The 22,461-nt window shown below is 62.3% G+C and carries 23 protein-coding genes; 17 read left to right on the top strand and 6 right to left on the bottom strand.

Annotated features, from left to right (window positions below):
- The first annotated feature begins 6 nt into the window (after positions 1 to 6).
- Both NKH49_RS17150 and hpaH read left to right on the top strand, forming a co-directional pair.
- Positions 7 to 882, top strand: coding sequence for a fumarylacetoacetate hydrolase family protein (locus tag NKH49_RS17150; protein ID WP_352926881.1), 876 nt, complete (start codon positions 7 to 9; stop codon positions 880 to 882).
- Positions 879 to 1,685 carry a 2-oxo-hept-4-ene-1,7-dioate hydratase gene (hpaH, locus tag NKH49_RS17145; RefSeq protein ID WP_352469635.1) on the top strand — a complete coding sequence of 269 codons (807 nt, stop codon included), beginning with the start codon at positions 879 to 881 and terminating at the stop codon, positions 1,683 to 1,685. The genes NKH49_RS17150 and hpaH overlap by 4 nt, the downstream gene beginning before the upstream one ends.
- A 369-nt stretch (positions 1,686 to 2,054) precedes the next feature.
- Here hpaH and NKH49_RS17140 read toward each other — a convergent pair whose 3' ends face one another.
- Entirely contained in the window at positions 2,055 to 2,333 is a 279-nt protein-coding gene (locus tag NKH49_RS17140; protein WP_352926879.1) for an ABC transporter permease, read from the bottom strand.
- 98 nt (positions 2,334 to 2,431) lie between these two features.
- On the opposite strand from NKH49_RS17140, the gene NKH49_RS17135 reads away from it, so the two are divergent.
- The 9 genes from NKH49_RS17135 to NKH49_RS17095 all read left to right on the top strand — a co-directional run bounded on the left by NKH49_RS17135 (position 2,432) and on the right by NKH49_RS17095 (position 11,026).
- The gene (locus NKH49_RS17135; protein ID WP_352926876.1) at positions 2,432 to 2,872 is read left to right on the top strand and encodes a hypothetical protein; all 441 of its coding nucleotides are present in this window, start codon (positions 2,432 to 2,434) and stop codon (positions 2,870 to 2,872) included.
- Positions 2,873 to 2,942: 70 nt separating this feature from the next.
- Positions 2,943 to 3,092, top strand: a complete 150-nt coding sequence (locus NKH49_RS17130) for a hypothetical protein (RefSeq protein WP_352469632.1) — start codon at positions 2,943 to 2,945, stop codon at positions 3,090 to 3,092.
- 456 nt (positions 3,093 to 3,548) lie between these two features.
- Complete coding sequence (locus tag NKH49_RS17125) at positions 3,549 to 3,863, top strand: helix-turn-helix domain-containing protein (protein ID WP_023675522.1); 315 nt, start codon at positions 3,549 to 3,551, stop codon at positions 3,861 to 3,863.
- Entirely contained in the window at positions 3,860 to 5,881 is a 2,022-nt protein-coding gene (gene hyfB, locus NKH49_RS17120) for a hydrogenase 4 subunit B (RefSeq protein WP_502907897.1), read from the top strand. The genes NKH49_RS17125 and hyfB overlap by 4 nt, the downstream gene beginning before the upstream one ends.
- Positions 5,872 to 6,828: a respiratory chain complex I subunit 1 family protein gene (locus NKH49_RS17115; RefSeq protein ID WP_023675520.1), complete on the top strand. Its 957-nt coding sequence runs from the start codon at positions 5,872 to 5,874 to the stop codon at positions 6,826 to 6,828. The genes hyfB and NKH49_RS17115 overlap by 10 nt, the downstream gene beginning before the upstream one ends.
- The gene (locus NKH49_RS17110; protein WP_023675519.1) at positions 6,828 to 7,490 is read left to right on the top strand and encodes a hydrogenase-4 component E; all 663 of its coding nucleotides are present in this window, start codon (positions 6,828 to 6,830) and stop codon (positions 7,488 to 7,490) included. Before NKH49_RS17115 ends, NKH49_RS17110 begins: the two co-directional genes overlap by 1 nt.
- Positions 7,487 to 8,938: a hydrogenase 4 subunit F gene (locus tag NKH49_RS17105; protein WP_352926874.1), complete on the top strand. Its 1,452-nt coding sequence runs from the start codon at positions 7,487 to 7,489 to the stop codon at positions 8,936 to 8,938. The genes NKH49_RS17110 and NKH49_RS17105 overlap by 4 nt, the downstream gene beginning before the upstream one ends.
- 18 nt (positions 8,939 to 8,956) lie before the next feature.
- The gene (locus tag NKH49_RS17100; RefSeq protein ID WP_352682058.1) at positions 8,957 to 10,474 is read left to right on the top strand and encodes a hydrogenase large subunit; all 1,518 of its coding nucleotides are present in this window, start codon (positions 8,957 to 8,959) and stop codon (positions 10,472 to 10,474) included.
- A 12-nt stretch (positions 10,475 to 10,486) separates the two neighbouring features.
- Complete coding sequence (locus NKH49_RS17095; RefSeq protein ID WP_352836791.1) at positions 10,487 to 11,026, top strand: NADH-quinone oxidoreductase subunit B family protein; 540 nt, start codon at positions 10,487 to 10,489, stop codon at positions 11,024 to 11,026.
- A 289-nt stretch (positions 11,027 to 11,315) separates the two neighbouring features.
- Here NKH49_RS17095 and NKH49_RS17090 read toward each other — a convergent pair whose 3' ends face one another.
- The 5 genes from NKH49_RS17090 to NKH49_RS17070 form a co-directional block, all read right to left on the bottom strand.
- Entirely contained in the window at positions 11,316 to 11,561 is a 246-nt protein-coding gene (locus NKH49_RS17090; RefSeq protein WP_352926872.1) for a hypothetical protein, read from the bottom strand.
- A 231-nt stretch (positions 11,562 to 11,792) separates the two neighbouring features.
- Positions 11,793 to 13,097 (bottom strand): NAD(P)/FAD-dependent oxidoreductase, encoded by a 1,305-nt coding sequence (locus NKH49_RS17085; RefSeq protein WP_352926870.1) that lies wholly within the window; start codon positions 13,095 to 13,097, stop codon positions 11,793 to 11,795.
- Complete coding sequence (locus tag NKH49_RS17080) at positions 13,097 to 14,482, bottom strand: glutamine synthetase family protein (RefSeq protein WP_352926867.1); 1,386 nt, start codon at positions 14,480 to 14,482, stop codon at positions 13,097 to 13,099. Before NKH49_RS17080 ends, NKH49_RS17085 begins: the two co-directional genes overlap by 1 nt.
- The gene (locus NKH49_RS17075) at positions 14,475 to 15,770 is read right to left on the bottom strand and encodes a nucleotide disphospho-sugar-binding domain-containing protein (RefSeq protein ID WP_352926974.1); all 1,296 of its coding nucleotides are present in this window, start codon (positions 15,768 to 15,770) and stop codon (positions 14,475 to 14,477) included. Before NKH49_RS17075 ends, NKH49_RS17080 begins: the two co-directional genes overlap by 8 nt.
- 5 nt (positions 15,771 to 15,775) lie before the next feature.
- On the bottom strand, positions 15,776 to 16,714 hold the full coding sequence (locus tag NKH49_RS17070) for a GntR family transcriptional regulator (RefSeq protein ID WP_352926865.1): 939 nt from the start codon (positions 16,712 to 16,714) through the stop codon (positions 15,776 to 15,778).
- Between the two features lie 231 nt (positions 16,715 to 16,945).
- Between NKH49_RS17070 and NKH49_RS17065 the strand changes: the two genes are divergently transcribed.
- The 6 genes from NKH49_RS17065 (at position 16,946) to NKH49_RS17040 (ending at position 22,452) form a co-directional block, all read left to right on the top strand.
- On the top strand, positions 16,946 to 18,010 hold the full coding sequence (locus NKH49_RS17065) for a polyamine ABC transporter substrate-binding protein (protein WP_352926863.1): 1,065 nt from the start codon (positions 16,946 to 16,948) through the stop codon (positions 18,008 to 18,010).
- Between the two features lie 106 nt (positions 18,011 to 18,116).
- Positions 18,117 to 18,959: an ABC transporter permease gene (locus NKH49_RS17060; protein WP_352926971.1), complete on the top strand. Its 843-nt coding sequence runs from the start codon at positions 18,117 to 18,119 to the stop codon at positions 18,957 to 18,959.
- A complete protein-coding gene (locus NKH49_RS17055; RefSeq protein ID WP_352539290.1) occupies positions 18,952 to 19,746 on the top strand; it encodes an ABC transporter permease in 795 nt (264 codons plus the stop codon). Before NKH49_RS17060 ends, NKH49_RS17055 begins: the two co-directional genes overlap by 8 nt.
- Positions 19,743 to 20,816 (top strand): ABC transporter ATP-binding protein, encoded by a 1,074-nt coding sequence (locus tag NKH49_RS17050; protein ID WP_352539291.1) that lies wholly within the window; start codon positions 19,743 to 19,745, stop codon positions 20,814 to 20,816. The genes NKH49_RS17055 and NKH49_RS17050 overlap by 4 nt, the downstream gene beginning before the upstream one ends.
- 17 nt (positions 20,817 to 20,833) lie before the next feature.
- Positions 20,834 to 22,108 (top strand): glycosyltransferase, encoded by a 1,275-nt coding sequence (locus tag NKH49_RS17045; protein WP_352539292.1) that lies wholly within the window; start codon positions 20,834 to 20,836, stop codon positions 22,106 to 22,108.
- The gene (locus NKH49_RS17040) at positions 22,105 to 22,452 is read left to right on the top strand and encodes a cupin domain-containing protein (protein ID WP_352539293.1); all 348 of its coding nucleotides are present in this window, start codon (positions 22,105 to 22,107) and stop codon (positions 22,450 to 22,452) included. The genes NKH49_RS17045 and NKH49_RS17040 overlap by 4 nt, the downstream gene beginning before the upstream one ends.
- The last annotated feature ends 9 nt before the right edge of the window (positions 22,453 to 22,461 follow it).

Here is a 22,461-nt window from a genome sequence, read left to right as displayed (position 1 = left end):
AAACAAATGAGCGCGGCACGTCTCGCCACCTTCACCGTTGGCGGCAAAACGCGCTACGGCGCAATCACCGACAAGGGCGTCGTCGACCTGTCGGCGCGACACGCACAGTGGCCGAGTTTGCGCGAGGTGATAGAGGCCGGCGCACTGCGACGGCTGGCGGAAGAGGCGGACGCTTTCGCCGCCGATTTCCCGCTCGACGCCATCGCCTACGAGATACCCGTCCCCTCGCCCGAAAAGATCATCTGCGTCGGCGTCAACTATCCGGACCGCAACGAGGAGTACAAGGACGGACAGGCCGCACCCTCGAACCCGTCGCTGTTCATCCGCTTCCCGCGCTCCTTCGTCGGCCATGGCAGGCCCCTCATGCGGCCGTCGGAATCGCCGCAGCTCGATTATGAGGGCGAGATCGTCATCGTCATCGGCAAGGGCGGCCGCAGGATCGCCGAGGCGGATGCGCTGGGCCATATCGCAGCACTTTCGCTCTGCAACGAGGGCACCATCCGCGACTGGGTGCGCCACGCCAAGTTCAATGTCACCCAGGGCAAGAACTTCGACCGGACCGGCTCTATCGGCCCCTGGCTGGTGCCGTTCACCGACGAGGCACAGATCGCCGACATCGCGCTGACCACGCGCGTCAATGGCGAGGTTCGCCAGCAGGACCGCACCGGCCGCATGATCTTTTCCTTCCGCAAGATCATCAACTACATCTCGACCTTCACCACGCTGGCGCCGGGCGACATCATCGTCACCGGCACGCCGACCGGCGCCGGCGCCCGGTTCGACCCGCCAATCTGGCTGAAGCCGGGCGATGTGATCGAGGTCGAGGCCGACGGCATTGGCTTGCTCAGCAACGGCGTCGTCGACGAAGGGACCGGTCGATGATGACGCCGGAACAGGTCGAAGACGCGGCCGCGAGGCTGTTCGAGGCCGAGCGCGACCGCCGCCAGATCAGGCTGCTCAGCCTCGATTTCCCCGGGGCGACGATGGATGACGCCTATCTCGTCCAGGCGGCGCTGGTGAAACGAAAAGTGGCCTCGGGCCTGACGATCAAAGGCTGGAAGATCGGCCTGACCTCCAAGGCGATGCAGTCGGCGCTCGCCATCGACATTCCGGATTCCGGTGTGCTGTTCGACGACATGTTCTTCGATGACGGCGGCACCGTTCCAGCCGGCCGCTTCATCCAGCCGCGCATCGAGGCCGAGATCGCCTTCGTAATGAAGGCGTCGCTGGCCGGTCCGGACGTGTCGATCGACGACGTGCTCGACGCCACCGACTACATCACGCCGGCGCTGGAGATCCTCGACACCCGTATCGAGCGCGTCAACAAGGAGAGCGGCAGGATACGGACCTTCTTCGACACCATCTCCGACAATGCCGCCAATGCCGGCGTCGTCGTCGGCGGCCGTCGTGCCGGACCGCGCGAGGCCGACCTGCGCTGGATCGGCGCCATCCTGTCGCGCAATGGCGAGGTCGAAGAGACCGGGCTCGGCGCCGGGGTGCTCGATCATCCGGCGAAGGGCATCGCCTGGCTGGCCAACCGGCTGCATCAGTACGGCATGCAGATATCCGCCGGACAGGTCGTGCTGTCGGGCTCGTTCATCCGGCCCGTGGAGTGTCGCCACAGTGACACTATCGCTGCCGATTTCGGACCCTATGGAGCGATCCGCATCACCTTTGCCCGCTAGCGGCAATTCCTCCATAGCCCGCTGACCCGACTTGCCGGCGGCGTGCTGAAACAGAACCCGGAAGAGCCCGAAAGGGTGTCGGCACTCCTTGCCAGCCTTCAAAGTATCGGCGCCGAAATCCGGGTGCCGCGCGAACAACCGTTCGATGCCATCGCTTTGCTGGACGATCAGGATTAACTCGACTTCCATCGCTGGCCGCGTTCCTGAAAGGCTTTATTACGCGATAGACCACGATCCGCTGACGCGCTTTTGCGCTCCTGTTTCAATCCGAGCCGCTGTCCCGAGCCGCTGTGCAGTTTTGGGCAACATGCGTTTGATCGACAAACCCGTGGCCAGAAGCCGAGGGGTTCCTTGTCGGGACGGCCGGCGCTATCGATTCGAGCGGCGGAGCGCTGTGGACGCAATCAGCAAAACGATCGAGGCGGCGATCAGCACTGTGGCAGCAGCCGCGATGGTCGGCGTCAGCGTGTCGCGCGCGATGGTGAACATCTCGCGCGGCAAGGTGCGTTGTCCGGGACCGGCGAGGAACATCGTCACCACGACTTCGTCGAGCGAGGTGGCGAAGGCAAACAGCGCGCCCGACGCGATGCCCGGCAGAATGACCGGAAGCGTGACTTTGCGGAAAGTGAGGAAGGGCGGCGCCCCCATGCTGGCGGCCGCCCAGAGCAGCCGCCTGTCGAGACCGGTGAGAGCGGCCGAGACGGGTCACCACGACGAAGGGAACGGCGAGCGAGGTATGGCCGAGGATGAGGCCGGGAAGGGTCGCGGTCAGGCCGGCCATCGAGAAGACGAAATACATGCCGACGCCGACGATGACCGCCGGCGCGATCATCGGCACCAGCAGCAAGGCGGAGATCGTGCGCCGGCCTGGCAGATTAGGCGCCGCGAGGCCGAGCGCGGCCATGGTGCCTAGCGGCGTCGCCAAAAGTGTCGTCGAGACAGCCAGAACCAGGCTGTTGCGCAGGGCATCCATCCAGGTCTGCATCGAGAAGAACTCGCGATACCACTTCAGCGACCAGCCGGTGATGGGAAAAGTGAAATCGCCGCTGCTCTTGAACGAGAACAGCACGATGATGATCAGCGGCGCCATGAGGAAAGCCAGCACCATCATGGCCGTCAGCCCGAGGCCGAAGCGGCCAAGCCGGCTGGTGGTGGTTGATCGCGGGGAGGACATCCGGGCCTCCTAGCGCAGACCGGCGCCGCTGCGGCTGAGCAGGGCGTTCTGGATGGCATAAAGCGAGAGCGTGACGACCAGCATTGTTCTTTCTCGGCGGCGTCGTCGGCGCTGTGGGTTTCAAGCATGTCGGCTTCGCGGCGACGTTGTTTCTGGCGGCCATTCTCCTCGTGCTGGCCTCCATGCCAGTCCTGGAGGACGTCTCCGTTCGCATGAGGCGGCTTTGGCAGTAGCGCTGCAGAGCTTTGCCGCATGCCAGATTTGGCAGCACATTCGCGAAGGCGCTGTTCCTGGATTTCGGCAGCTATCTGTTTTGGCCGATCCTGAAGCACGAACACGATGAGATCGGCCCAACGACAAGAGCAAGCGAACTCAGCCATACCCACTCATAGCGTAGAGTGAGGTCGAAGAGATAGCCGACGCGCCCGCGGCGGCTCCAATCGAGTGGCCGGCCGAGATAAGGGCCCATTGCCAGCCCCATCACGCGCAAATCCGAGATGGCTGGCGACAAGACTGGCCGTGACGGGAATGGCCGCATGGCTTTGGTTCGAGGCAGGGCGTATCGCCCGGTTTTCTACAGCCTCAAGACAGATGCGTCACGCATCACTAATTGAATGCGCCGCATTTTAATATATGCTGCAAGATGTAGAGATAATATCTCAAAGCTGATCAAAAAGGGGGATGCGACCGTGATAACTGCTCCACAGTTGCGTGCCGCGAGGGCGCTCCTTGGCATCGACCAGCGCAGGCTTGCCGAATTGTCCGGTCTTTCCGTGCCGACAATTCAACGCATGGAAGCCAGCGAGTCGATTATTCGGGGTAACGTCGATTCTCTCATGAAGCTGATCGGGGCACTTGACCTCGCCGGCGTGGAATTGATCGCTGAAGGCGCCTCCAGCCAAATCGGCGGGCGCGGCGTGCGACTGAAAGCGGATTTTGACCCCGCCAAAATCCTTGGCGGAGTCGATACGGATGCCAAACTCCCCGTGAGGAGCGTGGCGTGATTTCGGGGGCCGCGGTCCTCCTGTGGGGCGTCGCTGCGCTCCTGGGGACTGCGGTGCTTGCGATTGCGGAAAGCCGCAGATCCGACTCGGGAACACGCCTGATCTACGGCTTGACGCTAGGTATATCGGCGGCCGTGCTCATGGTTCTCGCGAGCCGCATCGCCGACAATCCCGTCACCCCGTCGACTGTGGTGTTGCCTCTTGGATTGCCATGGATTGGCGCTCATTTCCGTTTGGATGCGCTGTCGACTTTCTTCCTCATCGTCGTCAACTTCGGCGGCTCCATGGCCAGTCTTTATGGCCTCGGCTACGGCAGGCATGAGTCTGCGCCGCATCGGGTGCTGCCGTTCTTCCCGGCTTTCCTAGCCGGAATGAACCTTGTCGTGGTGGCCGACGACGCCTTCACTTTCCTGCTTTCCTGGGAATTCATGTCGCTCGCCTCCTGGGCGCTCGTCATGGCGCACCATCGCAAGCAGGACAATGCGCGGGCGGGCTACATCTATCTCGTGATGGCGAGCTTCGGCACACTCGCGCTGCTGCTTGCGTTCGGCCTGCTCGCCGGATCCGATGGAACCTACACATTCGACGCGATGCGAGCCGCCGATCCCACCCCGTTCGCCGCTGCTTTCGTCCTGGTTCTCATGCTGCTGGGCGCCGGCTCCAAGGCTGGACTCGTCCCGCTGCACGTCTGGCTGCCACTCGCTCATCCGGCCGCGCCAAGCCACGTCTCGGCTCTCATGAGCGGCGTGATGACCAAGGTCGCAGTCTATGGCTTCATACGCGTTATTTTCGATCTGCTCGGTGAGCCGGCATGGTGGTCGGGTGTTGCCGTGCTTTTCCTTGGCGGCCTGACGGCGGTTCTCGGCATCCTCTACGCGCTGATGGAAAAGGACCTGAAGCGACTGCTTGCCTATAGCACCATTGAAAACATCGGCGTCATCTTCGTAAGCCTTGGTCTCGCGCTCGCTTTCAAGGCGAACGCCCTGCCATCGGCTGCAGCGCTGGCGCTCACCGCCGCGCTGTTCCACGTCCTCAACCATTCCTTTTTCAAGAGCCTGCTGTTTTTCGGCGCGGGCGCCGTGCTGACGGCAACCGGAGAGCGGGATATGGAGAAGCTGGGCGGTCTCATCCACCGCATGCCCTTTACAAGTTTTGCCTTTCTCGTCGGTTGCGTCGCGATCTCGGCACTTCCACCCTTCAACGGCTTCGTCTCCGAATGGCTGGCCTTTCAGGCCATATTGCAGAGCCCCGATCTGCCACAATGGGGACTGAAGGTCATGGTGCCCGCCGTTGGCGGTCTGCTGGCGCTGTCAGCGGCACTGGCCGCGGCCTGCTTTGTAAAGGCGTTCGGGATTGCATTCCTCGGCCGGCCACGCTCGGCCGCGGTGGAACTGGCGCATGAGGTCGACCGCTACTCGCTGGCGGCAATGTTCATTCTCGCTGCCCTTTGTCTCCTGGCCGGCATTCTGCCCGGTCTTGTGATAGACGGCCTCTCATCGGTGACACTGCCACTGATCGGCAGCCGGATGCCTGTGCAGGTGGCCCAGCCCTGGCTGTCTATCGTGCCGATTGCAGCGAGCCGCAGTTCCTACAACGGCCTGTTGGTGTTCCTGTTCATCGCCTTTTCCGCATCCGCTGCGGCATATGTGATCCATCGCTTTGCATCACATGCACTCCGTCGGGGTCCCGCCTGGGGTTGTGGCTTCCCGGATGTGGTCCCGAGCTCGCAGTACACGGCCGTCAGCTTCGCGCAGCCTATCCGCCGCGTCTTCGGCACGTTCGTATTCCGTGCAAGGGAAACCGTCGAAATGCCGGCACCTGGCGAGACCGGTCCGGCTCGTCTGAATGTCGAAATGCATGATGTGATCTGGGAGACGCTGTACCTGCCTATCGGCCGGGCCCTCGACTTTGCGACCGACCACCTCAACCATCTGCAGTTCCTGACGATCAGGCGCTACCTGACCCTCGTCTTTCTCTTTCTCATTGTCCTGCTCCTGGTGCTCGCACTATGGCCGTGATTCTCGAGTTGGCCGTTCAAGGCGCGCAGATGGCGCTGGTGCTTTTGCTGGCGCCGCTCCTGACCGGATTCGTGCGCAAGGTGAAGGCACGGCTCTTGCGCCGCCAGGGTCCTTCCCTGATCCAACCTTACCGCGATCTCTTGCGGCTGATGCGCAAGGAAGTCGTTCTGGCGGACAACGCATCCTGGCTGTTTCGCGTGACGCCCTATCTGATCTTTGCCACCACCTGGGTCGGCGCGGCGCTCATCCCGACATTCGCCGCCGGCCTCACATTCAGTTGGACCGCCGATCTCATAGCCATTGTCGCACTGCTGGGAAGCGCCCGGTTCTTCCTGGCGCTGGCAGGCATGGACGTCGGCACGAGCTTCGGCGGCATCGGCTCGAGCCGCGAGGTGATGATCGCTTCGCTGGCCGAACCCGCCATGCTGCTCATCGTGTTCAGCCTGGCGCTCGTCGCGGGTGCTACGCAACTCTCAACGGTCGCCGCCTTCATGGGGTCACCGGAGGTTGGCTTGCGGGTGTCGCTCGGGATGTCGCTCATCGCCCTCGTGATGGTGGCGATCGCCGAAAACGCCCGCATACCCGTGGACAACCCATCGACCCATCTGGAACTCACCATGGTTCATGAGGCGATGGTGCTGGAATATTCCGGTCGCCATCTGGCGATGATCGAGTTTGCCGCCTTCCTCAAGCTTCTGCTCTATGTGTCGCTGATTTCCTGCGTCTTCCTACCTTGGGGCCTGGCGAGCGCCGGGGCAGGACTGGAATCCCTTGCTCCGGGTGTCGTCGCCTATGTCGGCAAGCTTGCCGTCTGTGGCGTTCTCCTCGCCGTGTTTGAGACTGCCATTGCCAAGATGCGCGTCTTCCGCGTCCCGGATTTCCTCGGGGCAGCGCTGATGCTGGCCCTGCTCGGCACGCTCCTGCTGTTCGTCTCACGGAGCCTCTGATGAACGGCCTCACCTTCGACATCGCTCACCTGCTCGCCGGCGGCCTGGTGCTGGTCAGTTTCATGATGCTGTATCAGGATCGCCTCTTTGCTCTGATCAACGTTTTTGCGCTTCATGCAATCGTGCTGGCCCTGTCCGTAGCTTGGCAGGCATACATTCAGGACGCGCATCATCTCTACGTCACGGCGGCGATCGCCCTCGTCTTCAAGGCGATCGTCATTCCTGTCGGGCTTCATCGCATCATTCAGCGGCTCGGCATCCATCGTGACGTCGAGACCGCCGTCGGCATCGGTACGACGATGCTTGCGGGGATAGGCCTGGTGACCCTGTCCATGGTCCTGATGCTGCGCGTCACTCCCGAGGCTGATCCCCTCGCACGCGAGGACCTGGCTTTCGCGCTGTCCATCATTTTGCTGGGGCTGCTGGTGATGGTCACCCGCCGTAACGCCGTCAGCCAAGTTGTCGGATTCATGTCGCTCGAGAACGGTCTGGTCCTCGCCGCCACGGGGGCCAAGGGCATGCCTCTGGTCGTCGAGATCAGTGTCGCCTTCTCGATCCTTATCGCCTTCATCGTCATCGGAGTCTTCCTGTTCCGCATTCGCGAGAGGTTCGACTCGGTGGATGTCGGCGCGCTCGACGACTACAGGGGAGAACACCGTTGACCGCGTTTTCCCTCGATGCGGTGGCCGCCATTTTGCTGATACCGGTCTTCGCGGCCGCACTTCTGGCGGCGCTGCCGAAATACCAGATATCGGCGGGCGTCAATGTCGCGGCGAGCTTGCTGACCTTGCTCGCCGCACTGTCGCTTCTTGTCACCGACCGCCCGCAGCCTGGGCAGTATCTGCTCGTCGACGATCTCAACATCGTCTTCATCGTGCTCAACACATTCGTCGGCTTCACCACCAGCGTCTTCAGCGCTTCCTACATTGCCCACGAACTGGAGAGCGGGCGGCTGACAGTCCCGAACTTGCGGTTTTATCACGCAATGTACCAGGTCATGATGTTCGGCATGAACCTGGCGTTCGTGTCGAACAATATTGGCTTGATGTGGGTGGCGGTGGAGCTTGCCACGCTGACCACCGTGCTCATGGTCGGCATCTACCGCACGCACGAAGCGCTGGAGGCAGCCTGGAAATATTTCATTCTGGGCAGCGTCGGCATCGCGCTCGCACTGTTCGGCACCATCCTCGTCTACATGGCTGCACAGCCGGTTGTTGGCGAGGGGACGAATGCGATGGTCTGGACGGTGCTCATCGCTCACGCCGCGCGCTTCGATCCGGCTCTGCTCAATGTCGCCTTCATCTTTCTGCTGCTCGGCTACGGGACGAAGGTCGGCCTTGCGCCCTTACATGCCTGGCTGCCAGACGCGCATGCTGAGGGTCCAACGCCGATTTCCGCAGTGCTGTCGGGCTTGCTGTTAAACGTCGCACTCTATGCCGTGCTGCGCTTCAAGCTATTGCTCGCGGCAAGCCCGGAAGCGATCGCACCTGGGCCATTGATGATCACGATGGGACTGACGTCGCTTGTCTTCGCGGCCTTCATGCTCTACCGCCGCCGCGACATCAAACGCCTGTTCGCGTACTCCTCGATCGAGCACATGGGCATCATCGTGTTCGCCTTCGGCATAGGAGGCCCGCTCGCCAATTTTGCCGGGCTGCTGCACATGGTCATGCACAGCCTGACCAAGTCGGCGATCTTTTTCACGGTCGGCCACATTGCCCAGGTCAAGGGGACACAGAACATCGCCGAAATCCGGGGACTGACGGAAACACATCCTGCCCTTGGCTGGGCGCTCGTCATCGGCGTCGTTGCCATTGCCGGCCTCCCTCCGCTCGGTATCTTCATGAGCGAATTCCTGGTCGTGAGTTCGACATTTGCAAGACACCCTCTTTTGGCGATGCCCTTGGTTTTCGGGATTCTGCTCGCTTTCGGCGCCCTGCTGCTTCGACTGACCGGCGTCGCTTTCGGCGAACCGCGCGGCAGCACTGCACCCGCCGAGGCGTCCTACATTCCGATGTATTCCCACTTGGCGTTGGTGTTTGCCGCCGGCATCTATCTGCCGCCACCGCTGGTCACATGGTTCCAGCACGTCGCAAGTATCCTGGGGTGAGCAGAGGAGAGAAAGAGCATGCCCGCGCTGATCGACCTCATCCTTGCTGGCCAACGTGTCGAAAATCATTTCCCGTGGTCGCGCGCCGTGGTGACTCCGAAAAAATGGGGCTTTGCCGTCGAGCAACTGGCCGAGGGCCACTGGAGCTTGCTCGGCCTATGGGGTGAGCCAGGCGCCGTCCACATGGCACTTCTCGATGAAAGCGCCGGGGACATCGGCGTCGTCAGCCTGGAATGCCCCAGTGGCCGCTACCCATCGGTCGGCCGGCTGCATCCGCCCGCATTGCGGCTCGAACGTGCGGCTGCTGACCTGTTCGGGCTCCTGCCACAAGGCGCGCCTGATATGAGACGGTGGCTTGATCATGGCCACTGGGGTGTCAGCTATCCGTTGAGTACCCGCGTCCGGACGTCTGCTGCGACTGCCTTCCCGTACAGTTTCCTGCCTGCCGAGGGGGAGAGCCTGCATCAGATCCCAGTCGGGCCCGTGCATGCCGGCATCATCGAGCCGGGCCATTTCCGGTTCACGGCGAGCGGTGAAACGGTCGTCCGGCTGGAGCAGCGCCTCGGATACGCGCACAAGGGTATAGAAGGCCTGATGGCGGGGTCCGACATCGACCGTGCAGCCAAATTGGCGGGCAGAACCTCTGGCGACAGTACCGTGGCATACTCCCTCGCTTTTGCCCGCGCGGTCGAGGCGGCGCTGGGTGTCCAGGTTCCCCCACGCGCGGTCTGGCTGCGAGCGCTCATGGCCGAGTTGGAGCGCCTGGCCAATCATCTGGGCGACATCGGCGCTATCTGCAATGATGCCGCCTTCGCGCTCATGCATGCCCACTGTGGGGTGCTGCGTGAGCGCGTATTGCGGGCAAGCGATGCTGCCTTCGGTCACCGTTTGATGCGCGACTGCATCGTGCCCGGAGGCGTGGCAAGCTTCCTGAGCGATGAGGGCACGACAGCGCTCAGGTCCCTGATCGCAGAGATCAGGCAGCGGTTTCCCGCGCTGGTCGAGCTCTACGACAACACGGCGTCGCTGCAGGATCGGACTGTCGCAACTGGCCGGCTGAAGGTGGAACTCGCTCGTCAATATCGCGCCGGAGGCTACGTTGGCCGGGCCTCCGGTCGGGACTTCGATGCCCGACGCAATCTCGCTTATCCACCCTATGGCGAACTCGCCTTCGATGTACCTCTCCTCCAGGAAGGCGATGTGAACGCCCGTGTATGGATTCGTATCCACGAGGTCGAACAGAGCCTGTCCCTGATCGAACAAGTCCTGCGACAACTGCCAGACGGACCGATCCGCGTCGATTTCGCGCAGACAAACCGATCGCATGAAGGCATGGCGCTCGTCGAAGGTTTTCGCGGCGACATTCTGGCCTGGCTGCGCATTGGCAAGGGCGGCTTGGTCGAGCGCTGTCACCTCCGTGATCCGTCATGGTTTCAGTGGCCGCTCCTTGAAGCGGCGATCGAAGGAAACATCGTTGCCGACTTTCCGCTGTGCAACAAATCGTTCAACTGCTCTTATTCGGGCCATGATCTCTGAAGGCACGCTGTCATGCGCAAGCTTCTTTTTGAAAGCCTGATACGCCCCCCTCTCACCGAGCGTCCGCCGTTGGCAAGCAGCGCGGCAGTCGACGAACTCGCACGCGCGCTCGATGGGGCTGCTCACAAACGATTGGGGCGAAGCCTGTCGATCCGGGCGGTCGATGCCGGTTCCTGCAACGGCTGCGAACTTGAGATGCACGCGCTGAACAACGCCTTCTATGACATCGAGCGTTTTGGGATCCGGTTCGTCGCATCACCGCGCCATGCCGATGTACTGCTCGTCACCGGGCCGGTCACAAAAAACATGCGCGAGGCATTGAAGCTGACCTACGACGCAACCCCCAACCCAAAATGGGTGGTCGCACTGGGAGATTGCGCAGGCAATGGCGGCTGTTTCTCCAGCAGCTATGCGGTGGTGTGCGGAGTGTCCGAGGCCTTGCCTGTCGATCTGCACATTCCAGGTTGTCCGCCGCCGCCAATCGAAATTCTGAAAGGCCTGCTCGCCTTGCTTGAGGGCGTGAATTCCAAGACTGGTGCTGCCCGAAGGTGACCATGTAGAGGCTTTGCCAAGGTTGGCCTTGTCGCTGCATAGATCCAACCAATGCGTAGCCGTGAGTTTAAGGGCATCAGCCAACCTCTGTCCCAAAATTGGAAGGCGCTCGGCGGCGAGAACAGCTAAAACGCCTGCTTTTTCGCCGGCAGCCCAGCGCTTTCGATCGAAGGGGAACCCGTTCCCTAGTCCGAAATGGTTACTTGCGCTGCAGCTAATGTAGTTACAATCTTGTGCAGTCGGAAGCTGCATGGGCCGGCTAAGCGCGAGTACCGTCTTCGCCGGCGTCTCAAGGCAGTCGACCACATTTTTGCGGTGCTCTAAGGGGGAAATCAATGAGATTGACGATTATTTGTGCGGCAATTGTGATGGCCGTATCCACCGCCGCCGTTGCACACGAGAAAAAGAGGGTGGTCAGTACACCAGTAACGTCGTGCTGTGCCGACCTGTCGGGCAGCACGATCAAGAAAAACAGGGAAACAAAATTGGACTGCAGTTCAACCGGAACTGTCTCCAGCGCGATTTCGAAAGACAAATCGGAGCCGCGCCTGGGATATGAAACGGTTAATCCTGCAATCATATCGATCTATTAGCTGAGGAAATACCCGGCAGGTCTATCGGCGCTCAGGCTTCGGGAGCAGGACCTGGACCGACTCGCGGCCATTGCCTGCGGACCATATTCAAGATCGATCAAGTCGGACGCTGCCGCGAAATCAGCTGTTAATCGCTTGGTGGCGGCGCTCGGCCTCATTGCGCATGCCTGCGCTCAATGTTTGATGCGGTCACGCATTGCGTACCAAAGCATGCCGAGCACATAGAGCGGGCCGCGCAGCGCCGTGCCGCCGGGGAACGGCAGCGGGCTTAGGGTCGAAAACAGATCGAGCCGCGAAGCATCACCGATGATCGCCTCAGCGAGCAACTTGCCCGACAGCGTCGACAGGATCACCCCCTTGCCCGAATAGCCATGCGCAAAATAGACGTCGCCATAGCGACCGACATGCGGCAGGCGCGATGTCGTCACCGAGACCAGCCCGCCCCAGGCGTGATCGATGCGGCGGCCGCGCAATTGCGCAAAGGTGTTTTCCATGTGCGGCCGCACGAAGCCGGCAATGTCGGCGGGCGGCGACGGCGTATAGCGCTCGCCGCCGCCGAACAGCAGGCGTCCATCCGCCGACAGCCGGTAGTAATTGACGACGAAGCGCGTGTCGGAGACGGCCACATTGCTTGGGATGACGTCGCTCGTGTCGCCCAGCGGCTCGGTGGCGATGATGTAGTTGCCGACCGGCATAATGCGACTGTTGACGCGCGGCTCAAGCCCGTGGAGCAGCGCATCGCCGGCCAGTACGACATGCCTGGCCCGGACCGAGCCTTTGGCCGTCGAAACCCGGGGGGAAGCTTCCCGCTCCAGCCGCACCGCCACCGAATTCTCGTGGATGGTGACGCCCGCCGCAGCCGCGGCGCGAGCAAGACCGAGCGTGTAGTTCAGCGGATGCATATGGCCACCGAGCTTCTCGTACATCGCGCCGTGATAAGGTGTGTTCACCATTCCGCGCGCCTGCGCTGCCGACAGCATCTCGACATCATGAAAGTTCATCACCGTAGAAAGGCACTCGGCCTCTTCTTCGAGGTCGCGCAGGTCGGAACCGTTGACCGCACCAGCCAGATGGCCGGTGAGCCTGAGGTCGCAATCGATGGCATGGCGCTCGATCAGACCGAGCACGAGGGCCCGCGCCTCGAAGGCGAGATCGAACAGCGCCCTCCCCCGTTCCGGCCCATATAGCTTGACCAGCCCCTTGGCGCCCTTGCGCAGGCCGGGGATCATCTGGCCGCCATTGCGCCCCGACGCCCCCCAGCCGATCTTGCCGCCTTCGAGCAGCACCACCTTCAGGCCGCGTTCGGCTGCATGAAAGGCTGCGGAGAGGCCGGTACAACCGCCGCCGACCACCACCAGATCGGCGTCGACGTCGCCCTGCAGCGCCGGATGGTCCGGAGCCGGATTGGCCGTCGCGACATAGTAGGATTTGCCGATATCCAGGCCGGAGTTGAAGCCCCCAGAATTGAAGCCCATCATCACACCTTGAGCAGCAGATGGTCGCGTTCCCAAGAGGTGACGACGCTCTGGAACAGGTCGAGCTCAACGCTCTTGACGCGCAAATAGGTCTGGAAGAAATCCTCCCCGAGCACCGCCCGAAGCGGATCGCACGCAGCGAAGCGGTCGAGCGCCTCTTCCATGGTTTTGGGCAGCGTGCTCCTGCTGCGATAGGCATTGCCCGACGCTTCCGTCGAACGAGCGATCTTCTCCTCGACGCCGAGATAACCGCAAAGCAGCGAGCCGGCTATCGCCAGATAGGGATTGGCATCGGCGCCGGGCAGCCGATTTTCCACGCGCCGCGCGGTGGGCCCGCCGGCCGGCACACGCAGGCCGCAGGAGCGGTTGTCGTGCGACCACTCGATGTTGGCGGGTGCACTGTGGTTCGGCCGGATGCGGCGGAACGAATTCACGTTCGGCGCAAACAGCGGCATCACCTCGGGAATGTATTTCTGCAGGCCGCCGATGAAATGCCCGAACATCTCGGTGTCGGCGCCGTCGCGCCCGGCAAACAGCGTGTTGCCCGCCTCGTCGACGACAGACATGTGGAGATGCATTGAGCTGCCGGCTTGTGCGGCTATCGGTTTGGCCATGAAGGTCGCCTGCATGCCACCTTCCTGCGCGGCCTGGCGCGTCATTCGCTTGAACAGCAACACCTTGTCTGCCAGCGGCAGCGCGTCGCCATGCAGGAAATTGATCTCCAGTTGGGCCGTGCCCGATTCATGGATGAGCGTGTCGAGCGGCAGTCCGGCTGCCGCAGCATAGTCATAGAGGCGCCGGATCACCGGCTCGAATTGCTCCAGTGCCGCCATGTCATAGGGATGCTGCACGCTTTCGGAGCGGCCATTGCGCCCGACCGGCGCCGTCACCGGCCTATCGGGATCGGGATTGGGCGCGGTGAGATAAAATTCAAGCTCCGGCGCCACCACCGCCCGCCAGCCGCGCTGGCGATATAGATCGAGCACGGCCCGCAACACGTGCCGCGGCGAAGCCATCCACGGCCGGTCGTCCATGTGGAACGCATCGGCGAAGACATAGGCCTTGCCTGGCCCGCCACCGGGCGCCAGACAGATTGTTGCGACATCCGGCACCATCCGCATGTCGGGGTCCTGGTAGGCGAACCCCTCGTCGACGGAACCGGAATAGCGGCCGTCGATGCTGACCAGGAACGCGCTGCTCGGCAGATAGAGTGCTCGGTCCTCGATCGCCTTGAGGAACTTGGCCGCTGGCAGGGCCTTGCCGCGCAGCACGCCGTTCATGTCGGGCACCAGGCACTCGACCTCGCTGACAGCGTGAGCGGCCAACCAGTCTTTCGGGTCGTTGGTGCCGTTCATGGTCGAGGCATCCGTTGTTGTGGTGTCAAGCATCAGGTCGGGTCCTTGCGAGAGCGAGAATGGCTTCGGCAGCCACGTCCGTTCCGGGTGTCAGCGCCATATGCACTGCATTCTCCCGGAGGCGTGCGCGCATTGCAGCATCGGCCATCAGGCCGAGAATGCTTCGCGCCAATTCGTCTTCCGTCCAGCCATCGCGGCTGATGTGGCGCCCGACGCCGGTTTCCTCGGCACGTTGCGCATTGTCATGCCCGTCCCAGCAATAGGGCATGACCAGCGACGGCACACCGAAACGCAGTGCTTCGCAAAAGCTGTTGTTGCCGCCATGATGAATGAAGAGGTCGCATTTCGCCACGACCGAAGGCTGTGGAAACCAGGCATCGAGATAGACATTGTCCGGAACGGCGCGATAGCTGTCGCGCAGACCTCCGGCATTGACAATGAAGCGGGCCGGCAGCCTGTCGAAAACGGCGAGCATGCGCTGGATCAGGCCGACATCCATGCCGCCAAGACTACCGAAACTGACATAAACCAGCGGTCCGCCATCGCGCGGAAAAACCGGCACGTCGAAAGGCCCTTCCGAGCGGACGCAGCCTTCGAGATAGACGAAGCTGGCAGGGTCGAGCGGCTCGGCGCGCTGCCTTCGCACAATCGTTGGGGTCAGCAGCAGATTGAGGGCGGGCGAAGGTTCCAGAAAAAGACCCGTCGGCAAGGGCGCAAGACCGGCGTCGGTCCGAAGCCGATTGAAGCGGTCATGGGCCGGAGCGACCGCTGCCAGGTAGCGCGCCTCGAACGCCGCGCGGCTCGGGTCGTCGGCGGCGAGACCGGACAGATAGGGTGGCACATTGGCATCGGGAAGCTCAGTTTCGGCGCAGGAGACGACGCGCACCCACGGGCAGCCGGCTGTCGCCAATGCCGGGAACATGACGACGTTGTCGAGCACCACGGCGTCCGGCTTCAGCCGCGCCAGCAATTGGCGCAGCGGCGCCTCGGCGTTGACCGCAGTGTCTACGATTGCTTGCCAGGTCGGGGCAACGTAGGTTTCGAGCTGATCGATGGGGCTCAGCCTGAAATGCGGCAGATGACGGCGCACGAAGGCCTGCCAGTAGCTCTGGCGTTCGCTGTCGGTCAACGGATCGTCAGTCGGCAACTGGTATTCCTGAAACCCATAGTCGGCGAACACGCCAGAAAAGCCGGCATGGCAGATGAACACCGGACGGGCGCCACGAGCGCGCAGGGCCTGCGCTATGCCAACGCAATTCAGCGCAGCGCCGAAGCTCGCTTCCGGAAACAGTGCGATGGTCGGGCTGCCTTTGCGCATGATCCTCGTTATTCCGGCCGGCTGATCATGCCGAACAGCGCGGGCGCCCCGCGACTGGCCGCCTGCGGTCGCTGGCTGCGTGAAAGCCGCAGATGGACCCGAAGCAGATCGGCTGCAACCTCGTACTGCTGGCTCTCCAGATGGTCGAGTATGGTCAGATGCTCGCGCAATGATTGCTTCAGCCGGAAGACATTGACGCCGGCATACGTTCCCGGCAGCCGGCGCAGCCTGAGATGATCGGCCAACGCCTCGCCGACGAAGCGGTTGGCGGAGCCACTGGCAATCATCCCGTGAAAATCGATGTCCAGCCGTTGGAACTCTCTGGAATCGAATGCCGCGTCGGGCAGAGCCAGCAGCATTTCCATGCCCTGTCGCAAGGCTGCCGCGCGCGTCCCATCCAGCCGGAATCCAGGCGCCAGAAGGGCGGCGGGTTCCAGCAACAGCCGGAATTCATAGCTCTCCCCTTGTGCGCCAGGATCGTCCGGCACTCTCCTGAAAAGCCAGGACTGCCCCGGCGCGCGGTCCAGAAGATTTTCCTCGACCAGTTTCTTCAGCGATTTTAGTACCGTCCTGCGCTCGGCATTATACCGTCGCATCAGCGCGCCGACGGTGACCGTCCGGTCCAGCCGGCGCGCCGAGCGGTCTCGCAGGATCATGTCGGCAAGTTCATCCTCCTCGGCGCTCGGCAGGTCGGCGGCGACGGTCGCCTGGCTTGTGAGGTCTACGGCCAAGCGATAGCCGGACTCAGCCTCCCATTGAACTACGCCTTTTTCAGTGAGCAGACGCAGCGCGGCCCGCACCGGAGTTCGGGATACATTGCAGAGCGAAGCGATCTGCTGCTCCGGGAGATGAGCGCCGGGTTCAAAGCCGCGTTTCCGGGCCACATCGAGAATGCGCTGTGCGAGGTCGAGATGGTTGGTGCGGGGACGTCGGGCTGCAACTTGCATGGCAATTCTCATGAAGGACGGGCGGCGGAGGTTTGGCCGATTGCCCTTGCGGATGCGATCGGCCGGGATTCACCGTAGTTTGACAAATTATGGATTGACGTACTTTTTTCTGCAATAGTACTGTGAGATCAATCGGCAATAAAAAGACCGGGGAACAGGATCAAAGCGGCTGCGGCTGCAAGCGCTGGTCCGACGACTAAGTTCGATGATCAACCAGAATGGGAGTCTGTCATGACCACCACCACCCTGCGGCACCGTCCGTTAAGGAAATCCTTGATCGCACTTGGCCTTGGCCTGGCGCTGTCAGCGCCGGCGACTGCCTCCGACCTCGTTATCTCCAACTGGGACGGCTACATGGCGCCGGATGCCATGAAAGCTTTCAAGGCGGCGACCGGTGTCTCCGGTGAAGTCGTGGTTCACGCCACTAACGAGGAGATCATGGGCAAGCTCGTCGCGTCCGGCGGCAAGGGCTATGACGTGGTCTTCGTCTCCTCGTCCTTCGCCGAAGTGCTGAACAAGCTCGGCCTGATCGAGGCGATCGACCATGCCAAGATCCCTAACCTCGCTAATCTCTATCCCGAGGCGGCGAAGCTGCCGCACGACGCCGGCAACAATTTTTCCGTGCCCTACACTTGGGGCACCACCGGCCTTTGCTACCGTTCGGATCTGGTGAAGGCGGAGCCGGTCAGCTGGAACGACCTTCTCGCCCCGTCCGATGCGCTCAAGGGCAAGACGACGATGCTGGCGACCGACCGCTGGCTGCTTGCCGCCGGCCAACTCGCCAAGGGCTATTCGGTGAACGAGACCGATCCGGCAAAGCTCGGCGAAGTCAAGGACCTGCTGATCTCGGCCAAGAAGACTTTGCTGGCCTATGACGACACGACCTTTTATTCAAAGCTGGTCTCGGGCGAGGCGCTGATGGTTCAGGCCTGGGATGGCTGGTGCAATTACGGGATCGCCGAGAATCCACAAATTAAATACACCATACCGAAAGAAGGCTCGGATCTCTGGGTCGATACGATGGTGGTGATGAAGGCATCGGCCAACAAGGACGCCGCCTTCCAGTTCATCAACTTCATGCTGGACGCCAAGAACCACGCCTGGGCGGCCCAGAACATCGACTACAAGGTACCGAACAAGCCGGCTATGGAAAGCCTGCCGGCGGATTTTCTCGCCAAATTTCCCAATATGAGCATGCCGGTGGCAGAGTTGGTCAAGTTCGAGCAGTTGCGCGATGTCGGCGATGCCCAACGCGACTACTCGAAGATCGTCAGCGAAATCAAGGCCGCGCAATAACCGACATCAAAATCAGAAATCCCGGTCGACGGCGGGGTTTTCGCCGCCGACCGTTGAATGCGGTACCGCAATCTTGTCCCAAACAAGACTTCGCTCATTCTTGCTGATGACGCCGGCGCTGGCCTGGCTCACCGCCTTGATGGTCGTGCCATGCGCGCTGGTGCTAGCGCTCGCCTTCTTTCGGCGCGGCATCTATGGCGGCATCGATTACACTTTCACGCTGGAGAATTTCGGGCTGGTGTTCGACCCGCTCTATGCCGGCATCTTCCTCAATTCGGCGCGCATTGCCGGCACGGCAACCCTGGTCGCGGTGGTGATCGGTTATGCCGCCGCCTATGCGATCGCGGCAGCACCCCGGCAACTGCAGCCGGTGTTTCTGTTCTTTGCCGTCTTGCCCTTCTGGTCCAACTACCTGATCCGTACCTATGCCTGGATCGTGCTGCTCAACCGCGAAGGGCTGATCACACAACTGCTGCGCTGGTTCGGCTACACCGGCGAGCCGCCGTCGATGCTTTATACCGAAGGCGCCGTCATCGCCGGTCTGGTCTACAACTATCTGCCCTTCGTCATCCTGGCCTGCTACGCGCCGCTGTCGCGGCTCAATCCGGAGCTCGCAGAGGCCTCGCGCGATCTCGGCGCGTCGGCCGTGACCACATTTCGCCGGGTCATCCTGCCAGTGACCGTGCCGGGTATCGCCGCCGGTGCTGTTTTCGTCTTCGTGCTGTCGATCGGCAATTTCGTGACCCCTGCTCTGCTCGGCGGTGGGCGCTTCCAGATGATCGGCAATGTCGTCTACGAGCAGTTCCTGACCGCCAATGACTGGCCCTTCGGTGCGGCACTGGCAATGGTGCTGATCGCCATCATGCTGCTGGTGCTGACGGCGCAGGCCCTGGCTGCTGATCGCGCCTCGGGCCGTGCCGCCGAAGCGAGAGGAGGCGCCGATGGGTGAGCGCTCCCTCGCCACGAGGCGCGCGCTCTGGCTCGTGCTTTCACTGGTCCTGGCCTTCCTCTACATCCCGATCGCCGTGCTGGTGGCGCTGTCGTTCAACCAAGGCGGGCTGCCGACCGTCTGGTCGGGCTTTTCGCTGAAATGGTATGTCTCGCTAATCGGAAACGCCGCAATCCTTTCTGCCGCGCTCAACACATTGATCGTGGCGCTTGTCTCGACCGCCATCGCCACGCTGCTCGGCACGCTGCTGGCGATCGGCGTCGAAATACGCCGGCAATACGGCAAAGGTCTCGAGGCGCTGATCTTTGCGCCGATGATCATTCCCGACATCGTGCTGGCGATCGCGCTGCTCAGCTTCTTCTCGATGCTTGATCTCACCTTGGGCCTGCACACCATCATCCTCGCCCATGTCGTCTTCAATCTCGCCTTCGTCTGCTCCGTGGTGCGCGCGCGGCTGAAAAGCTTCGACTGGTCGATCGTCGAGGCCTCTGCCGATCTCGGTGCTTCCGCGCTCACGACATTTCGGCGGGTGATGTTGCCGGTGATCCTGCCTGCCGTCGTCGCCGGCGCGCTGCTCGCCTTCACCCTTTCGGTCGACGAATTCATCATCGCCTTCTTCACCGCCGGCGCCGGCCGCGCCTCGACCACGCTGCCGATGCAGATCTATTCGATGATTCGCTTCGGCATCACGCCGGAGATCAATGCCTTGGCGACTATCGTCATGGCGGTCTCAATCACCGCGCTGACCCTGTCGCAGCGGCTCAACCGTGGGGTGATCGGCCAATGAACGAGCCCCGCACGCTGCTGGCGATCGACAACGTGTCGAAGAAGTTCGGCCGGGTGACGGCGGTCGACGGCGTTTCGCTGGATATCCGCGAGAACGAGTTCTTCGCCTTGCTTGGACCTTCGGGCTGCGGCAAGACAACGCTGCTGCGCATGTTGGCCGGCTTTGAGACGCCCAATGACGGGCGCATCCTGCTCGACGGCCGTGACATCGCCAGGACCCCGCCCAATAAGCGGCCGGTCAATCTGATGTTCCAGTCCTATGCGCTGTTTCCGCATATGAGCGTCAGGGCGAATGTTTCCTATGGCCTCGAAATGGAACGCTTGCCTGCAAAGGAAATCCGCTCCCGTGTCGACGCCATTTTGGCGACGACCGAACTCGTTGCCTTCGCCGACCGCAAGCCGGAGCAATTGTCTGGCGGGCAGAAGCAGCGCGTCGCGCTTGCCCGAGCGCTGGTCAAGCGACCACGGCTGCTTCTGCTCGACGAACCGCTTGGTGCACTCGACAAGAAATTGCGCGGGGCCATGCAACTGGAGCTGAAGCGGCTGCAGCACGAGGTCGGCATCACCTTCGTCATCGTCACCCATGATCAGGAGGAATCGCTCGTCATGGCCGACCGTATGGCAGTGCTCAGGGACGGCAAGCTGCTGCAATGCGATACACCCCATGCGGTCTACGAGCACCCGGGGGACCGTTTCGTCGCCGACTTCATCGGCGTCATGAATTTCGTACCGGGCAAAGCCGCCGGCGACGGCGTGCTGGCAAGCAACGGCGTGCGGATCGCCGGCGATGTTCCCGCAACAATTTCGCCCGGCGCTGCGGCGCTAGCTTCAGTGCGGCCCGAACGCATCCGGCTGTTCCCATCGGCAGAAACGGCCAACCGTATCTTCGGCGCGGTCGAGGCGCTGGCCTATCAGGGACTCGATCTGCAGCTGCACGTCCGCACCGCCCTGTCGCCAAAGCCGTTCCTGGTGCGCGTCACCGCCGACGCCGCCGACCGCCGCCCGGTCTCGTCGGGCGATACAGTCGAGCTCGGCTGGGATGCGGCTGACGTCAGAATTTTCGCAGATTGATCGAAGGAGAACCTCTCATGACGCAGAAGACGATCGCGTTCTTTCCGGAGGCCGCCTATGGCCCCGCGCTCAATTCCGTCGGCATAGCCCAGGCGATCGAGGCGCGCGGCCACAGAGCGGTGTTCCTGTCGGACCCCGGTTTCGTCGACGTCTACAAGGGCTACGGCTTCGAGGCTCATCCGGTGAACCTGTCCGAGCCGATGCCGCCGGAACAGATGGCCAAGTTCTGGGAAGACTTCATCAACGGCCACATCCCGAACTTCCGCAAATCGCCCTACGACCAGGTCGACAATTACGTGAAGGATTGCTGGACGGCGATCGTCGACAGCGCCAAATGGGCTGAGAAGGATCTGCCTGGCGTGCTTGCGACGATCAAGCCTGATGTCATCTGCGTCGACAACGTCATCCTGTTCCCGGCAATCAAGCAGTATGGCAAGCCCTGGGTGCGCGTCATCTCCTGCTCGGAAAACGAGATCGAGGACGAGGACATCCCGCCACATCTGTCCGGCTGCGGCGAGAACGACCACGCCTGCCATCGGCGTTACCGCGACCATTTCAACGCCGTCATCAAGCCGATCCATGACAACTTCAATGCGTTTTTGAAAGCGAACAACGAAGCGCCGTATCCGATCGGCCAGTTTTTCGAGGCCTCGCCGTACCTCAATCTGCTGCTTTATCCCGAGGCGGCGAAGTTCATGCGCCGCTATCCGCTCGACCCGGCAAAATTCCAATATCTGGAAGGCTGCGTGCGGCAGGAGAAGCCCTACACCGTGCCGGTTTTTGCGAAGAATAATGACGGGCCGCTGCTCTATGTTTCCTTCGGCAGCCTTGGCGCCGGCGATGTCGATCTGCTGAAGCGCATCGTCGCAACGTTGGGCAAGACGCGCTACCGGGCGCTGGTCAATGTCGGCGGCTACAAGGAGCAATACGCGCAAGTGCCCGAAAACGTCATCGTCGAGAGCTGGTTCCCGCAGCCCTCGGTCATCCCGCAGGTCGATGCGGTGATCCATCATGGCGGCAACAACTCGTTCACCGAGTGCCTGTATTTCGGCAAGCCGGCGATCATCATGCCCTACGTCTGGGACGGCCACGACAATGCGACGCGGGTCGAGGAGACCGGCCACGGCTTCGGCATGCCGCGCTACGACTGGAGCGACGCCGAGCTCATCGCCAGGATCGAAACCTGCCTGACCGACCCGGCAATCAAGGCCAAGCTGGCCAAGACGTCGGCCCAGATGCAGTCGCAGAACGGCCCGGAGAAAGCGGCTGCTTTGCTGGAGAAATTACTGTGATCTCAGCCCCACACCTCCAGCAAGCCTCGACCCGCACCGACCTCGTCGACTGGGGCACCCAGCCCGACGCGCTGGAAGGCGCTTCGCACTCCACCGGCAGGCTGGTGCACAAGGGGCCGAACAACCAGCCGGAATCCGGCATCTGGGTCTGCACACCCGGTCGCTGGCGGCTGGCGATTCCGCGCGACGAATTGTGCCATTTCGTTGCCGGCCGCGCGACCTACAGATCGGACGACGGCGAGGTGATCGAGGTATCCGCCGCCACGGTTGTCATGTTCCCGGCCGGTTGGACCGGCGAATGCACCGTCCACGAGACCATCCGCAACGTTTACATGCTGGCCTAAAGCCGGCCA

Source organism: Mesorhizobium sp. M1088, from assembly GCF_040318575.1.
GTDB lineage: Bacteria > Pseudomonadota > Alphaproteobacteria > Rhizobiales > Rhizobiaceae > Mesorhizobium.
The sequence above is the reverse complement of the archived record's forward strand: the minus strand, read 5'-3'. Positions and strand labels throughout refer to the sequence as shown.

Coding starts and splice junctions, on each gene's coding strand:
- NKH49_RS17150 (WP_352926881.1), top strand. CDS start 7: ATGAGCGCGGCACGTCTCGCCACCTTCACCGTTGGCGGCAAAACGCGC.
- hpaH (WP_352469635.1), top strand. CDS start 879: ATGATGACGCCGGAACAGGTCGAAGACGCGGCCGCGAGGCTGTTCGAG.
- NKH49_RS17140 (WP_352926879.1), bottom strand. CDS start 2,333: ATGGGGGCGCCGCCCTTCCTCACTTTCCGCAAAGTCACGCTTCCGGTC.
- NKH49_RS17135 (WP_352926876.1), top strand. CDS start 2,432: ATGAGGCCGGGAAGGGTCGCGGTCAGGCCGGCCATCGAGAAGACGAAA.
- NKH49_RS17115 (WP_023675520.1), top strand. CDS start 5,872: ATGGCCGTGATTCTCGAGTTGGCCGTTCAAGGCGCGCAGATGGCGCTG.
- NKH49_RS17110 (WP_023675519.1), top strand. CDS start 6,828: ATGAACGGCCTCACCTTCGACATCGCTCACCTGCTCGCCGGCGGCCTG.
- NKH49_RS17100 (WP_352682058.1), top strand. CDS start 8,957: ATGCCCGCGCTGATCGACCTCATCCTTGCTGGCCAACGTGTCGAAAAT.
- NKH49_RS17095 (WP_352836791.1), top strand. CDS start 10,487: ATGCGCAAGCTTCTTTTTGAAAGCCTGATACGCCCCCCTCTCACCGAG.
- NKH49_RS17085 (WP_352926870.1), bottom strand. CDS start 13,097: ATGATGGGCTTCAATTCTGGGGGCTTCAACTCCGGCCTGGATATCGGC.
- NKH49_RS17080 (WP_352926867.1), bottom strand. CDS start 14,482: ATGCTTGACACCACAACAACGGATGCCTCGACCATGAACGGCACCAAC.
- NKH49_RS17070 (WP_352926865.1), bottom strand. CDS start 16,714: ATGCAAGTTGCAGCCCGACGTCCCCGCACCAACCATCTCGACCTCGCA.
- NKH49_RS17065 (WP_352926863.1), top strand. CDS start 16,946: ATGACCACCACCACCCTGCGGCACCGTCCGTTAAGGAAATCCTTGATC.
- NKH49_RS17060 (WP_352926971.1), top strand. CDS start 18,117: ATGACGCCGGCGCTGGCCTGGCTCACCGCCTTGATGGTCGTGCCATGC.
- NKH49_RS17055 (WP_352539290.1), top strand. CDS start 18,952: ATGGGTGAGCGCTCCCTCGCCACGAGGCGCGCGCTCTGGCTCGTGCTT.
- NKH49_RS17050 (WP_352539291.1), top strand. CDS start 19,743: ATGAACGAGCCCCGCACGCTGCTGGCGATCGACAACGTGTCGAAGAAG.
- NKH49_RS17045 (WP_352539292.1), top strand. CDS start 20,834: ATGACGCAGAAGACGATCGCGTTCTTTCCGGAGGCCGCCTATGGCCCC.